The sequence below is a fragment of the Coprobacter tertius genome, assembly GCF_024330105.1.
Taxonomy (GTDB): Bacteria; Bacteroidota; Bacteroidia; order Bacteroidales; family Coprobacteraceae; genus Coprobacter; species Coprobacter tertius.
Genome location: NZ_JANDHW010000001.1, coordinates 452,395 through 465,673, shown reverse-complemented (window position 1 = coordinate 465,673; position 13,279 = coordinate 452,395). Strand labels below are relative to the sequence as shown.

The 13,279-nt window shown below is 37.8% G+C and carries 17 protein-coding genes and 2 tRNA genes; 18 read left to right on the top strand and 1 reads right to left on the bottom strand.

All coding sequences use genetic code 11. The features are described 5' to 3' along the window. Positions 1-122: 122 nt before the first annotated feature. From pstC to NMU02_RS01770, 17 genes are all read left to right on the top strand, one after another. Positions 123-1,313 carry a phosphate ABC transporter permease subunit PstC gene (gene pstC / locus NMU02_RS01850; protein WP_255025419.1) on the top strand — a complete coding sequence of 397 codons (1,191 nt, stop codon included), beginning with the start codon at positions 123-125 and terminating at the stop codon, positions 1,311-1,313. 2 nt (positions 1,314-1,315) lie between these two features. After that, entirely contained in the window at positions 1,316-2,203 is an 888-nt protein-coding gene (pstA, locus tag NMU02_RS01845) for a phosphate ABC transporter permease PstA (protein WP_255025418.1), read from the top strand. 12 nt (positions 2,204-2,215) lie between these two features. Next, entirely contained in the window at positions 2,216-2,968 is a 753-nt protein-coding gene (gene pstB / locus NMU02_RS01840) for a phosphate ABC transporter ATP-binding protein PstB (RefSeq protein ID WP_255025417.1), read from the top strand. 150 nt (positions 2,969-3,118) lie between these two features. Further along, the gene (locus NMU02_RS01835) at positions 3,119-3,397 is read left to right on the top strand and encodes a hypothetical protein (RefSeq protein ID WP_255025416.1); all 279 of its coding nucleotides are present in this window, start codon (positions 3,119-3,121) and stop codon (positions 3,395-3,397) included. Beyond that, on the top strand, positions 3,397-6,312 hold the full coding sequence (locus NMU02_RS01830) for a hypothetical protein (protein WP_255025415.1): 2,916 nt from the start codon (positions 3,397-3,399) through the stop codon (positions 6,310-6,312). Before NMU02_RS01835 ends, NMU02_RS01830 begins: the two co-directional genes overlap by 1 nt. Before the next feature lie 4 nt (positions 6,313-6,316). Then, the gene (locus tag NMU02_RS01825; RefSeq protein ID WP_255025413.1) at positions 6,317-6,586 is read left to right on the top strand and encodes a hypothetical protein; all 270 of its coding nucleotides are present in this window, start codon (positions 6,317-6,319) and stop codon (positions 6,584-6,586) included. Positions 6,587-6,595: 9 nt separating this feature from the next. After that, entirely contained in the window at positions 6,596-6,937 is a 342-nt protein-coding gene (locus NMU02_RS01820) for a hypothetical protein (RefSeq protein WP_255025412.1), read from the top strand. Positions 6,938-7,207: 270 nt separating this feature from the next. After that, positions 7,208-8,029 carry a hypothetical protein gene (locus NMU02_RS01815; protein ID WP_255025411.1) on the top strand — a complete coding sequence of 274 codons (822 nt, stop codon included), beginning with the start codon at positions 7,208-7,210 and terminating at the stop codon, positions 8,027-8,029. A 60-nt stretch (positions 8,030-8,089) separates the two neighbouring features. Then, positions 8,090-8,251 carry a hypothetical protein gene (locus tag NMU02_RS01810; RefSeq protein ID WP_255025409.1) on the top strand — a complete coding sequence of 54 codons (162 nt, stop codon included), beginning with the start codon at positions 8,090-8,092 and terminating at the stop codon, positions 8,249-8,251. A 181-nt stretch (positions 8,252-8,432) separates the two neighbouring features. Next, on the top strand, positions 8,433-9,128 hold the full coding sequence (locus NMU02_RS01805; protein WP_255025408.1) for an RHS repeat-associated core domain-containing protein: 696 nt from the start codon (positions 8,433-8,435) through the stop codon (positions 9,126-9,128). Further along, positions 9,118-9,618 carry a hypothetical protein gene (locus NMU02_RS01800; protein WP_255025407.1) on the top strand — a complete coding sequence of 167 codons (501 nt, stop codon included), beginning with the start codon at positions 9,118-9,120 and terminating at the stop codon, positions 9,616-9,618. The genes NMU02_RS01805 and NMU02_RS01800 overlap by 11 nt, the downstream gene beginning before the upstream one ends. Before the next feature lie 68 nt (positions 9,619-9,686). Continuing rightward, positions 9,687-10,187 carry a hypothetical protein gene (locus NMU02_RS01795; RefSeq protein ID WP_255025404.1) on the top strand — a complete coding sequence of 167 codons (501 nt, stop codon included), beginning with the start codon at positions 9,687-9,689 and terminating at the stop codon, positions 10,185-10,187. Positions 10,188-10,253: 66 nt separating this feature from the next. Continuing rightward, positions 10,254-10,757, top strand: a complete 504-nt coding sequence (locus NMU02_RS01790; protein WP_255025403.1) for a hypothetical protein — start codon at positions 10,254-10,256, stop codon at positions 10,755-10,757. 10 nt (positions 10,758-10,767) lie between these two features. After that, entirely contained in the window at positions 10,768-11,280 is a 513-nt protein-coding gene (locus NMU02_RS01785) for a DUF4738 domain-containing protein (protein WP_255025402.1), read from the top strand. 14 nt (positions 11,281-11,294) lie between these two features. Continuing rightward, complete coding sequence (locus NMU02_RS01780) at positions 11,295-11,438, top strand: hypothetical protein (RefSeq protein ID WP_255025401.1); 144 nt, start codon at positions 11,295-11,297, stop codon at positions 11,436-11,438. Beyond that, positions 11,435-12,130 carry an RHS repeat-associated core domain-containing protein gene (locus tag NMU02_RS01775; protein ID WP_255025400.1) on the top strand — a complete coding sequence of 232 codons (696 nt, stop codon included), beginning with the start codon at positions 11,435-11,437 and terminating at the stop codon, positions 12,128-12,130. Before NMU02_RS01780 ends, NMU02_RS01775 begins: the two co-directional genes overlap by 4 nt. Continuing rightward, complete coding sequence (locus tag NMU02_RS01770; RefSeq protein ID WP_255025399.1) at positions 12,120-12,620, top strand: hypothetical protein; 501 nt, start codon at positions 12,120-12,122, stop codon at positions 12,618-12,620. The genes NMU02_RS01775 and NMU02_RS01770 overlap by 11 nt, the downstream gene beginning before the upstream one ends. Positions 12,621-12,894: 274 nt before the next feature. On the opposite strand, the gene NMU02_RS01765 is transcribed toward NMU02_RS01770, so the two are convergent. Next, a tRNA-Pro gene (locus NMU02_RS01765) sits at positions 12,895-12,967 on the bottom strand. A 184-nt stretch (positions 12,968-13,151) separates the two neighbouring features. Between NMU02_RS01765 and NMU02_RS01760 the strand changes: the two genes are divergently transcribed. Further along, positions 13,152-13,224: transfer RNA gene (locus NMU02_RS01760), tRNA-Phe, on the top strand. The last annotated feature ends 55 nt before the right edge of the window (positions 13,225-13,279 follow it).

The window sequence follows — 13,279 nt, the reverse complement described above, 5'->3', positions numbered from 1 at the left end:
AACGACCGATAATTTATAGAAACATGTAATCGGAATGAAATATAACCGTAACGCGACCTTCATAAAATTTACACAGCATCTTAATGTCGGTTTACGTACTTTGTAACATTAAAAAACAGCCTATGAAAAAAGTCTTTACAAAAATTATAGAAGGAATATTTACCTGTAGTGGTTTTATAACCAGTACCGTTATATTACTCATTACGGTTTTCCTGTTTAGTGAAGCTTCGGGATTATTCAGGCAAAAGGTAATCGAAGAAGGCTATGTACTGGCATTGAATCCCCAGAACAATGTAAATGAACTGAACGCAGATCAAATAAAGAATATTTTTGATGAAGAAATCACTAATTGGAAACAAGTAGGAGGGAATAATACTCCCATAGTTGTTTTCAGACTGGAAGACATCGATCGTTACTTCAACGAAAAAGATTTGGGAAACGAATATCAGTATGCCGGAAAAAAAATAGAAGAATTGGTTAAAAAGACCCCGGGTATGATCGCTTTTGTTCCGTCTTCGTTATTATCTCCAAACTCCGGTCTCCATTTTATAGAAGATAATTCCATTCCTTTTAAAGAGGTATTTGCCGGTACCGAATGGTACCCGACTGCAACGCCTGCTCCACTTTTTGGGATTCTGCCGCTTGTTGCCGGCACATTGTGGGTAAGTTTTTTTGCAATACTTCTGGCTCTTCCATTCGGATTATGTGTGTCGGTATATTTATCGGAAGTAGCAGGGAATAAGGTAAGAGAAACACTAAAACCCATAATCGAATTACTGAACGGAATACCATCGGTAGTATTTGGTTTTTTCGGACTTATTGTTGTCGTTCCTTTCATCCAAAAAGTTTTCAATTTACCCGTAGGAGAAACTGGATTATCAGGCAGCATCATCTTAGCTCTTATGGCTTTACCAACAATTATCACCGTTTCGGAAGATGCCATGCGTAGTTGTCCCCGTTCGATGAGAGAAGCCAGTTTGGCTCTGGGAGCATCTCACTGGCAAACGATTTACCGGGTAGTAATTCCGCATTCTACTTCCGGAATTACCTCCGGAATCGTTCTGGGCATAGGTAGGGCCGTAGGCGAAACAATGGCAGTACTCATGGTTACCGGCAACGCTGCAGTCATACCGACAACAATACTCGAGCCCCTGAGAACTATCCCTGCGACAATAGCTGCTGAACTCGGCGAGGCTCCTGCAGGAGGCGCCCATTACGAAGCATTGTTTTTGCTGGGAGTCATCCTGTTTTTTATTACAATGGCGATAAACATGAGTGTAGAACACATTTCTTCGAAAAATAAATCGAGATAATAATGGACAGAACTTTGTTCCCCACAGATTATAACGAGCGCAAAAGACGTTCTCAAAAAGTAATATTTTTTATATTTCGTCTTTTCACATATGGAATAGCCGCTGTTTTATTCGGTATTTTAGGTTTTATCATTATCAAAGGTGCGGGCGTCATCAGTTGGGATTTTCTTACCCAACCGCCCAAAGACGGAATGACTTCAGGAGGTATTTGGCCTGCTATCGTAGGGACTTTTTACCTGATGATTGGAAGTGCTGTTTTTGCTTTCCCGATAGGCATCATGAGCGGCATTTATATGAACGAATACGCACCTAAAGGCCGTCTCGTAAATTTTATCCGGATGATGACTAATAATATGAGCGGTATTCCCTCGATCGTATTCGGCCTTTTCGGAATGGCCCTTTTTGTAAATTACCTGGGGTTTGGAGACAGTATTTTAGCGGGATCCCTTACCCTGGGGCTGTTAAGTATCCCTATCGTTATACGCACTACCGAAGAGGCACTTAAAGATATTCCCGATAGTTACCGCGAAGGAAGTAGAGCTTTGGGTGCAACTCGGCTACAAACGATATGGCATGTAATTCTGCCGATGGGGATGCCTCGTATTATCACAGGACTGATTCTTTCATTGGGACGCGTATCGGGAGAAACCGCCCCGATATTATTTACCTGTGCGGCCTTTTTCCTGCCGCAATTGCCCAAGAACATTTTCGACCAATGTATGGCGCTTCCTTATCACCTCTATGTGATTTCCACCAGTGGAACCAATATAGAAGCACAACAACCCATCGCCTTCGGAACGGCTCTCGTACTCATTATTATCGTACTCATCATGAATGTTTCCGCAAACGCATTGCGAAAACATTTCTCAAACAAAGTAAAAATAAAATAATTCTATACCACAATGGATAAAATAGATGCCAGAAATGTAAATTTTTATTATGGAAATTTCCATGCACTGAAAAACATCAGCATGCAGATCGAAGAAAAATCGGTTGTGGCTTTTATCGGGCCTTCGGGATGTGGAAAATCTACCTTCCTAAGATTATTTAACCGAATGAACGACCTTATCCCCGATACACGGCTGAACGGTAAAATTCTTATCGATGGAAATAATATTTACGACAAAAATATCGAAGTAGACGAACTTCGTAAAAATGTAGGCATGGTATTTCAACGACCGAACCCTTTTCCTAAAAGCATCTTCGAGAATGTCGCTTATGGATTACGTGTAAATGGCATAAAAGATAAAAAATTCATAGCCGATAGGGTTGAAGAGACTCTAAAAGGCGCTGCCCTTTGGGATGAAGTAAAAGATAAACTAAAAGAGTCGGCTTATGCTTTATCGGGAGGACAACAACAAAGATTATGTATTGCTCGTGCAATGGCTGTATCCCCTTCGGTGTTATTAATGGATGAACCGGCTTCCGCTCTCGACCCCATTTCGACAGCAAAAGTTGAAGAACTCATACGAGAACTTAAAAAAAATTATACGATTATCGTCGTAACACATAATATGCAACAAGCGTCGCGGGTAAGTGATAAAACAGCATTTTTTTATCTGGGAGAAATGATTGAATATAACAATACACAAAAAATATTTACAAATCCCGATAAAGAAGCAACTCAAAATTATATCACAGGACGTTTCGGGTAATCCACAATACGGGATATTTTACAGGGAATAATAATCCACACAATCAAAAGGTTGTGTGGATTATTTACATCCGACAATATTATAACTATCACATTGAACACGTTTGCAGACTCCATAATTTTGCTCATAACAAACTAAATTATCACAATTATGGAAAAGAAAACATTAAAAACTTTCAGGAACGAGGATCTAACCCAAGTACCCGTTACAGACATTAACCCGGCTCAGGATATTGCCGACAACATTATTATAGAAGGTAAAAAAAACCGTATTATACGTATTGCCGCTAATAATGACGTAAGAATCTGGGCATATTACAACACAAAAGAAGGAAACGGAACGTTGATCCCGGCAGGTAGCGTAGAATATTTTGCCGTATGGAACGATCAGATTGTGGAAATACAAGGAGATTGTAATTTGATGGAATAATGGGAGCAATAGGAAACCTGAGAGCCAGAGGTATGCTCGGACTCTCGAGACAAAAAACAAGTCTTGTAACGAATTTTGCTTCCGGTAAGCATTTTCCTGTGTGGAATACACTTTCGGGAGGAAAAGTAATAAAGTTACAAATATTCGGATCGTCCCGACAAGACATTATACCCAGCATCTCCGATCCTGCCGCGATCGTATCTGCTGACGATGTACTTTTATTTGTATCCAATGATAAAAAGGGTAACTCCAGACAGCTATTTAACCTGTCCGATTACATTTTACGCAGTATCCCCTCGGGTATATGTGACGAAATCATCTATAATAATGGTGTATGGACTTTCATACAACGGATAAAAGAATATGTAATAGATGATAACAGCCCCGTTATCCTCGACTCGAAAACCCCAAAAGCGGGAATCATCGGGTATAAACTCGGTAATATCATTGGGGGAGACAAGGAATACTCCAATGAGAGGATGTCCGAAAATGCGTATTCTAATAAATTCAGGTTCATACCTGATTATAATTCAGGTAAAGCCCCTGAGTTATCCGTAGGTGACGCCGCCGTCTGGGTACGGGGAGACTCAAGTAACGTTTTAGACAAATACGTTTATTTCTTTATTCCCCTCGATATTTACGATTCCGGTTTAGAAACGGCTAAACAATATTTGAAAGGAACCACATTTATCCATTATCTTCCCACGCCGATAGAAACAGCTATCGACTTACCCGAAATACAGATGTATAACGGGCAAACATGGTTTTCTCTCGATTCCAAACTCGATACTTACATGAAGGGGACATTTAAAGTTCGGAAATCCCTCGATGTCATACCCGGCGCGATATATCATTATTATTTCGGGGACAAAACCAATCAGGATTCGGATAAAACGACAATCGACGACCTCTCGGGAAACGGAAACACCCTTACGTTGTACGGATTTAATTATACCCCCGAAAGCGGATATATACCGGGAGGATTAAAATTCGACGGGATCAACGACTACTGTTCTCCCAATAAAACCGGGATATACAAAACCGTTCAATTGGCAATATCCGATATTCTGCCTAAAGAAAATAAAAACACCTACCAATTCGGAAACTTCAATGCGGTAAATAATGGTGAAGAACGGGAAATCGGGATGTTATGGGGTGAATCTCCTACTTTTAAAAGCAGGCTCGTTACACAAGGGTACGAAAAAGTATATGATAATGAAGTACCCGTTTCTGTAGAAACGGCGGCATTACTCGGAACGATCACGTCATCAGCCGAAGAAGCCGGCCGCAAACGTGTTATATCTACCGTAATCAGTCGAGATACACAAGTACCGAATAAGCTGTATCTCGGCTCATATTATCCGGGCGGAAATTACTCTGATTACATACTGCACGAATTTATCGCATATGAAAGAGAATTATCCGAAGACGAAATCAAACACAATGTAAAAGTACTCCAACAACGTAACGGAATCGGAGATAATACGGAGGTACTGCCCGTAACTTATGCCTCTGGGAGATTATTCCCTATTTGGAACACCCTTTACGGAAACCATATAACCCGGTTAGAAATATTTGGAGAAACTACTCAACAGTATATCCCGAGTTTGGATACACCCGTTTCTCTGGTAAACAGAATCAACGGAACGTTGGAAATAAATGCAAGTGAAGGGATCGGAGAGGGAGCTGCAAAGAATACCGTTACATTCGAAAATATTACTTTGCGAAGCCTACCTTCGGGAACCGCCGACGAGTTGTTATATGAAAACGGGATATGGAAACTGATAAAAAGAACCGCTGAATTGAACATTACTAAAATCGATTCATTATACGATGTCGGAAAGAATGTACCCGGCTATGTTTCGGGAATTATAAATGTCGATCGAAATAACGAAAACGGACTGACCTCGAAAATGAACTCTTTGGGATTCTCAGATAAACTCGAATGCGGCGTCGCCCAATACCTGAATCCTAAAGAAATGCTTTGGAGCCACGATACAATCGACGGAGTATATTATATCAGGCTCAAGGACGAACGGATAGGTAGAGAACAATCGGACACGAATGAACAGATTGCAGCTAAAATCAATGCGTACCTGACCGATAATCCGGTAACATTATATTACGAACTACTGAATCCGACAGAAAAAACCGTTATTCCGTCCAGTTATAACAGTATTCCGAAAACCTACGACAACACGACCTACATATATGCTGAAGGAGCATACAGTAAGTGTACTTGCAGGGTAAGCCAAAAATTAGATTTTATAGAAGGTTCACGTTGTCACTATTATTTCGGCGATAAAACCAATAGCGATTCAGACAGAGATACGATTAAAAACAAATCTGAAAACCGGTATGATTTGCAATTGCAAAACTTCGCTTATACAGTAAACAGCGGATATATTAAAGGTGGTATTCAGACCGACGGTATAGACGATCATATACAGACAACCCTCGATTTTATACCGAGAAGTGTATTTATTTCCTGTTCCACCCCACCGGTCGATGAAAATCGCCAAACTTCCTATGCGACGATCATAGCAAGGGAAAATATTTCAGACTTGTTTAACCGAACATCGTTGTTCAACTACAAAGAATCCAGTTACAACCGAATCCGATCCAATGCCGAAAAAACCTATGTTAACGGAATACTAAGCCCGCCCGATACGGCCGCTTCATTTGACCAAATAAACACTTATGCGCTAATCATGTCAGACTTTCGGCGTACCGACTGGTATTTCAACCTCAGCGGAATAGTCGCCGATTCGGGAATAGGAATACAATGGCCTGCGAAAGCTGGAATATGCGAAGTACTCTGTTATGACCGCGAATTAAGTTACGATGAAATCTCCCATAATACAAAAGTAATGCAACAACGTAACGGGATAGATATTACAAATTATAAATTATAAAATTATGAGATTTTCGATTATTAAAGTAGAAGAACTTATCAAAAGAGGTTTCGAAACCTCCACTTGGCGCAAATCAAACGACGGACAGTACGCACTGGTACATACCGAACACGTAGAACTGGCCTTTCCCGAGCTTACCGAAAACAGTTTAGTATATCAGGGATCGGTATCATCCAATCCTCTGGGTACACAAACTTATTACAACGACAGTAGCGAATTTTCGGAATTGCTCGCATCGAGAAACTGGATTACCCCCGAAACGATCGGAAATTAATAATATGTCATGAATGAATGGGGAATCATATTATCCGGACTTTTCGGTGGCCTGAATATTTTTCAGTTCATCTTTTTCCGTGCTGAACGTAAAAAAGCATTGGCGGCGGCTGAAAGTATGGTATTGGATAATGAACAAAAAAAACTGGATTTGAGACAAGATGATTATGAATACCTGACAAAAAAATGCGATAAACTTACCAAAGATTATTTCGAAATGCTCGAAAAGGCACAACTGGCTATGCAGGAAGTCGCTCAAATGAAAAGCGAAATCACACATCTCAAAGGACTCAGATGTTATAAAACAATATGTCCGGAAAGAGAACAAAAAAGACTTCCGCTCATGAATTGATCAAGAGTGTATGTATGAAAAAAGAAAAACAGGCTGGTAAAATTTTACCGGCCTGTTACTTTGGCATATATAAAACAAATAATTCCATTACTTCCAAACAAAAAAACATCATATTTCCTATGATTTTTTTAATATTTTTTATAACTTCGTGTAATAAGTTGTTGATACATGAAGCAGGCCATTAGAATATTCACATTATCATCATTCATATTCTGCTTATTTACATTGAGTTTATATGCACAATCTAAAAGACCGGAAGTTTGTGAAGATATGAATTTTAACCAAGCCTATCATGAATTTATCGATATGCTCGAAGGGAAAATGCCTCTGAGCGTAAAACGTGGGGTGTTCCTGATCGAATGGGCTTATCTGGACGGGAAACCCGATTATGATCAGTTCTGCCAACAAATCGATTCCGTTTCATCTTCTATCCGGGAATTTATTACCGTGAATCACTTAGATCAGATACCCACGGGAAAGAATGTCGCCATTTTCGAATATTTCGTCAGGCCCTATCCGATGAACGGAAATAAACCTTTTACCTATGACTTCAACGACATTGCCGCCCAGGAAAATTTCACCAATTATTTTGTAACGAAAGTAATGCGTACCCACTCGGGACAATGCCGGTCATTACCGATGTATTATAAAATTTTGGCCGACGAAATTTCGGCGGAAGCACATATTACACTTGCCCCGCAACATCTGTTTATTCGGCATCGGCACGAATCAGATCCGAATCAATGGCGGAATGTGGAACTTACCACCCAATCGCTTTCCCGGGAAATCTTTTATATCGAACATTTCGGCATAACCGATGAAATGATTCGCAATAAGGTATATATGAATCCGCTATCCGACCGGGAAACAGTCGCCTATTTGCTCTCGGAACTGGCTTTAGGATATATGCGTAAATATCAAAAGAATGACGATTTTGTAATATCATGTTCAGAAAAATCTTTGGATTATTTCCCCCAGAACGTTTTTGCCCTGATTAACCGGTGTAACGCATTAAACCTGACGTTAATGGACTATCTTGCCTCGAACGGCAACATATTCGACCAGCGGGCGGAATCGTTAAACAACCGATAGTGGGAAGGCAACGAAAGATTGCAACAGCTCGGTTATCGAGAAATGAATGATGAAACCTATATGGCTGTATTAAACAGTGCTATTCAGTCGATGAAAGAACAGGGAATGAGCGAAGAAGAAATAAAGGCAAAGACGGGACAAATAAAAAAAGCAGACAATAATTTCCACGATTACGACCGCCCAGAATACGGAGAACGCAGACCCCTATTCGATCTTCGGTAAAACCTATACCCTGGGAGATAATGCAAAAGGAGAAGAAAAAGTATTCATAATCGAAAACTTTCCTGAGGGATCTCCCGTTTATCGTATAGAGCATCATACCGGAAGCGGCATTGTAAAACTCTTTGATAAGGAAGATCGGCAGATCGGAGAAAAGCAACTCTCCCAAACGGAACGTGCCTGGATGACACCCGACCCGTTGGCGGAAAAATATTATTCGATAAGTCCGTATGCCTTTTGCGGGAATAATCCCTTAAAATATATCGATTTAAGAGGTGATAGTTTAACACTTGCAGGAGACAATTATCAGGAAATTTTAATGGCGATCTATAACGGATTGGAAGAAGGAACAAATACGACTATGAAATTTAATAACGGAGTTTTAGACCCGTCGTTGATAGCGAAACAAGCGTGGAGTTCGAATGATGATTTTTTGAAAGACATTTACGAAATGTCGGTGAACCCACTGATGGTAGAGCTATCTGTCTCGAATAAAAATACTTACAAAATGAACGGAAAGATAGTAACGGAAGAATTTCAGGCGCCATATGACTACCATACAAGCCAAGACCCCATTGCAGAAAATTATTCAAAATCAAAAGGTGATCCGATCGGATATACTATACAGGGAAATTTAGGCCAAACGTTGATCCCCGGAAATACTTCCGTTTCAGGAAAAGGACCTACAAACAACCATATTCAGGTTATTATAAACGGAAAGGGCACTCTTAATCACCGCACTGTAGGAATGGCGCATGAATTTGGACACGTGATATTATATATGCGGGGATTACCCTACGGGCACAGACAACCCGGTGTAGATAGTTATGTATATGGAAAAGCAACAAGAATGTCAAAAAGATTAGGATATGATTTTTAAATGCTTACTGATATTACCTATGATTTTACTGACTGGTCTGTTATCGTATGGACAAAATAAACCGAATATTGTTCGTTCGTCTATAAGGTACGACGTAGACAGTTTACCTGTTTTAAAAGCCGATTTTACACAAGATACAATGTACTTAAAATACTTTATTTCTTCTTCATGGCAAGATGTATATAACACTTTTCATTACAAAGGAGGATATGAAGCATTATTGGCCTATTGTGACAGTTTATATTTCAAACGGGAAAGCGACATCGATGAGGAACCGAACGGGATGGCTTTATATACAATTTTGTTTGATGAGAACCTTAAAATAAAAGATGTTCGCATTTTAAAAAGACTCACATATAATAATTCAAAATACGATTATGATACGCTGGTTAAACGGATTTTATGGTCGACCGAAGGAAAGTGGGAGAAAGAAGATAGTAACGATCATTGTAAATGGTATTTATATATGGGATATTTTAAAGTAAGATAATCGTGTACGAAAAAATTTTACCCGTAACTAAACTTTAAAAGAAACAAGAATGTCAAAACGATTAGGATATGATTTTTAAATGTTTATTGATAGGAATTATCTTATTATTCCCAGTTTTCAGGTCGCATAGTCAGAATAAGACAGATAGTATAGAAAATTCGATTATGTACGATGTTGTAGAGGGGTTTCCTGTTATAAAATCCGAGGAAATACAAGATACAGTGTATTTCAAATATTTTATTCCTCCCTCTTGGCAAGATGTGTGTATAAATCTTTTTAAAGGAGGTTATGAGGCTTTCACGGCCTATTGTGACAGCATATATTATAACAGAGATGATTATAATTATGACGAACTGAATGCTTCGGCAATATTTGTTATATTGTTCGACGAGAACCTTGAAATAAAAGATGTACGAATTTTAAAACGAATAGCATATAATAATAACAAGTATGATTATGATGCGCTGGTGAAGCGGATTCTCTGGTCAACCGAAGGAAAATGGGTAAAGAAAGATGAAAACGATCATTGTAAATGGTATTTTCATCTGGGATATTTTAAATTAAGATAATCGTGCAAAAAAATCTTATTCGTAACAAAACTTTAAAAGTAACAAGAATGTCAAAAAGGTCAGGATATGATTTTTAAAAATGTAATTATAATATTTATAGTAATATTTACCCCGTTTATTTTCTTTGGACAAAATAAAACAGATAAAATAAAATCGAAATATTATTATGATGTAGATTCCATTCTCACCTTGAGATGTGACAGTATCGGGAATGATTTGAATGTTTATTTTTATACTAAATCCAAACAAAAATATAATGTATGTATGGATTTTAATTACAATGGCGGATATAAAGCTTTGTCTGCATATTGTGATAGTGTTTATTTTAATAGAGAAGACTATAATTATGATGAATTGAATGCTACAGCCTTATATTCAATTCTTTTTGATAAGAATTTAAAAATAAAAGATATTCGGATTTTAAAAAGAAATGCTTATAATAATTCAAAATACAATTATGATTTACTGATAAAAAAAATATTATATTCGACTGAAAGTCGATGGAGCAAATATGATAAAGATAATAACTGTAAATGGTATTTTTATCTTGGAGTTTTTGATGTAAGATAAAAGAATATATATGAAAAAATTACTTATATGGGTGATCTTTCTATTCTTTATTCTTCCGTCACATGGAAAGAATAAGATGAATAGTTCATCCACCAATATTGTATGCTTTCCTACCATACAACAGGATACAATAATTGGGAATTATTTTATATCATACTTAATAAAAGATAATGATAATATTATTAGCAGGCAAGGAATTACGAGTGAAGGAGATACCATATTATTAAAATGTCCCGACAGATCAGTAATCCTTAACTTAAAGCGCAAAGATAATGGGGATACAATATTGTCGAACAAAGAAATAAACAAATATATTTTTGAATCGCTCATACCCAAAGAGGACGATATAAATCAGTATCAGTTATGGTTTTTCGAAATCAAAAATGTGGATGTAGATAAAGTTACCTTTGATTTGAATATCTGTATTCCCGATACAGATATATGTTATTTTTTCAATTTATGTGTGTCTGATGACGGGAATATAACCATCACTGAAATAGAATTAAATGAGGAAGAAGAATAAAACCTATTCGAGAAATGAATGATGAAACCTATATGGCTGTATTAAACAGTGCTATTCAGTCGATGAAAGAACAGGGAATGAGCGAAGAAGAAATAAAGGCAAAGAAGGTCGTCAGATCGGAGAAAAGCAACTCTCCCAAGCGGAACATGCCTGGATGACGCCCGATCCGTTGGCGGAAAAGTATTATTCGATAAGTCCGTATGCCTTTTGCGGGAATAATCCCTTAAAATATATCGATTTAAGAGGTGATAGTTTAACACTTGCAGGAGACAATTATCAGGAAATTTTAATGGCGATCTATAACGGATTGGAAGAAGGAACAAATACGACTATGAAATTTAATAACGGAGTTTTAGACCCGTCGTCGATAGCGAAACAGACGTGGAGTTCGAATGATGATTTTTTGAAAGACATTTACGAAATATCGGTGAACCCGATAATGGTAGAGCTGTCTGTTTCAGAAAAAAATACTTACAGGATGAATGGAAAGATAGTTACGGAAGATTTTCAGGCTCCTTATGATTATCATACTAGTGAAAATCCCACATCTGAAAAATTATCAATAGCAGCAGGAGATCCGATAGGATTTACTATTCAGGGAAATTTAGGCCAAACGTTGATCCCCGGAAATACTTCCGTTTCAGGAAAAGGACCGACAAACAACCGTATTCAGGTTATTATAAACGGAAAGGGGACTCTTAATCACCGCACTGTAGGAATGGCGCATGAATTTGGACACGTGATATTATATATGCGGGGATTACCCTACGGGCACAGACAACCCGGTGTAGATAGTTATGTATATGGAAAAGCAACAAGAATGTCAAAAAGATTAGGATATGATTTTTAAACGTATATTGATAGGGACTACCTTCTTATTTTCTATTTTCACGTCTTTTAGTCAGGATAAGGTGGATAGTATTAGAACAACAATCATGTGCGATGTAGAAGGCTTGCCTGTTGTAAGATTCGATGAGACAAAAGATACAATGTATGTAAAATACTCTATTTCTTCTTCGTGGCAAGATGTATGCAATACTTTTCATTACAAAGGAGGATATGGTTCATTAACAGCTTACTGCGATAGTATGTATTTTAATCGAGAAGATTATAATTACGACGAACTGAACGCCTCGGCTATGATTACTGTTTTATTAGATGAAAAGCTTAAAATAAAGGATATTCGAATTATAAAAAGAATTGCCTATAACAATAATAAATACGATTACGATGCGCTGGTGAAACGGATCCTATGGTCAACAGAAGGAAAATGGGTAAAAAAAGATGAAAACGATCAATGTAAATGGTATCTTTATTTGGGATATTTCAAATTAAGATAATAAAATAAATTTTCCATATCAACAGTTACGCCCCACTGTATATTGCAGATCCTCCAATTATGATGTTCGTAATACGACAAAAACACAATTAAGCAGATATACCTTTGAGCCGTTTATTTCCAAAGAAAATATAAATATCGGTTATATTTCATCATTTTTCATACTTTCTGAAAAAACGGGAATATTCATACCCCAATCAATGCTCCGTATCTGTGCCGGCAAAAATGAAAAATCCGTTTAATATATTGACAATCAATGCATTAAACGGATTCTGTCGGGGTGAGAAGACTCGAACTTCCGACCTCCACGTCCCGAACGTGGCGCGCTGCCAACTGTGCTACACCCCGATTGGCTTTTGCGACTGCAAAGTTAATCATTAGTTTTAAAAACAAAAAAATCCTTCCTAAAATTTTTACAAACTATTCTATTTTTCTTCTTCTGTATAAACGAATCATGATTTCAAAAATAATTAAACAAAAATTAGGCAGTATAAAAAAGTTATCCTATATTTGCACTCGCAAAACGCACGATGGTGCCATAGCTCAGTTGGTAGAGCAAAGGACTGAAAATCCTTGTGTCCCCGGTTCGATTCCTGGTGGCACCACTTTTAAAAGACTTCAAATTTGGTAAATCCCTGAAAATTAAACATTTCAGGGATT

Bases quoted from the DNA above. Each gene is read 5' to 3' on its own strand.
- pstC (WP_255025419.1), top strand. From the start codon at position 123: ATGAAAAAAGTCTTTACAAAAATTATAGAAGGAATATTTACCTGTAGT.
- pstA (WP_255025418.1), top strand. From the start codon at position 1,316: ATGGACAGAACTTTGTTCCCCACAGATTATAACGAGCGCAAAAGACGT.
- pstB (WP_255025417.1), top strand. From the start codon at position 2,216: ATGGATAAAATAGATGCCAGAAATGTAAATTTTTATTATGGAAATTTC.
- NMU02_RS01835 (WP_255025416.1), top strand. From the start codon at position 3,119: ATGGAAAAGAAAACATTAAAAACTTTCAGGAACGAGGATCTAACCCAA.
- NMU02_RS01830 (WP_255025415.1), top strand. From the start codon at position 3,397: ATGGGAGCAATAGGAAACCTGAGAGCCAGAGGTATGCTCGGACTCTCG.
- NMU02_RS01825 (WP_255025413.1), top strand. From the start codon at position 6,317: ATGAGATTTTCGATTATTAAAGTAGAAGAACTTATCAAAAGAGGTTTC.
- NMU02_RS01820 (WP_255025412.1), top strand. From the start codon at position 6,596: ATGAATGAATGGGGAATCATATTATCCGGACTTTTCGGTGGCCTGAAT.
- NMU02_RS01815 (WP_255025411.1), top strand. From the start codon at position 7,208: ATGAATTTTAACCAAGCCTATCATGAATTTATCGATATGCTCGAAGGG.
- NMU02_RS01810 (WP_255025409.1), top strand. From the start codon at position 8,090: ATGGCTGTATTAAACAGTGCTATTCAGTCGATGAAAGAACAGGGAATG.
- NMU02_RS01805 (WP_255025408.1), top strand. From the start codon at position 8,433: ATGACACCCGACCCGTTGGCGGAAAAATATTATTCGATAAGTCCGTAT.
- NMU02_RS01800 (WP_255025407.1), top strand. From the start codon at position 9,118: ATGATTTTTAAATGCTTACTGATATTACCTATGATTTTACTGACTGGT.
- NMU02_RS01795 (WP_255025404.1), top strand. From the start codon at position 9,687: ATGATTTTTAAATGTTTATTGATAGGAATTATCTTATTATTCCCAGTT.
- NMU02_RS01790 (WP_255025403.1), top strand. From the start codon at position 10,254: ATGATTTTTAAAAATGTAATTATAATATTTATAGTAATATTTACCCCG.
- NMU02_RS01785 (WP_255025402.1), top strand. From the start codon at position 10,768: ATGAAAAAATTACTTATATGGGTGATCTTTCTATTCTTTATTCTTCCG.
- NMU02_RS01780 (WP_255025401.1), top strand. From the start codon at position 11,295: ATGAATGATGAAACCTATATGGCTGTATTAAACAGTGCTATTCAGTCG.
- NMU02_RS01775 (WP_255025400.1), top strand. From the start codon at position 11,435: ATGACGCCCGATCCGTTGGCGGAAAAGTATTATTCGATAAGTCCGTAT.
- NMU02_RS01770 (WP_255025399.1), top strand. From the start codon at position 12,120: ATGATTTTTAAACGTATATTGATAGGGACTACCTTCTTATTTTCTATT.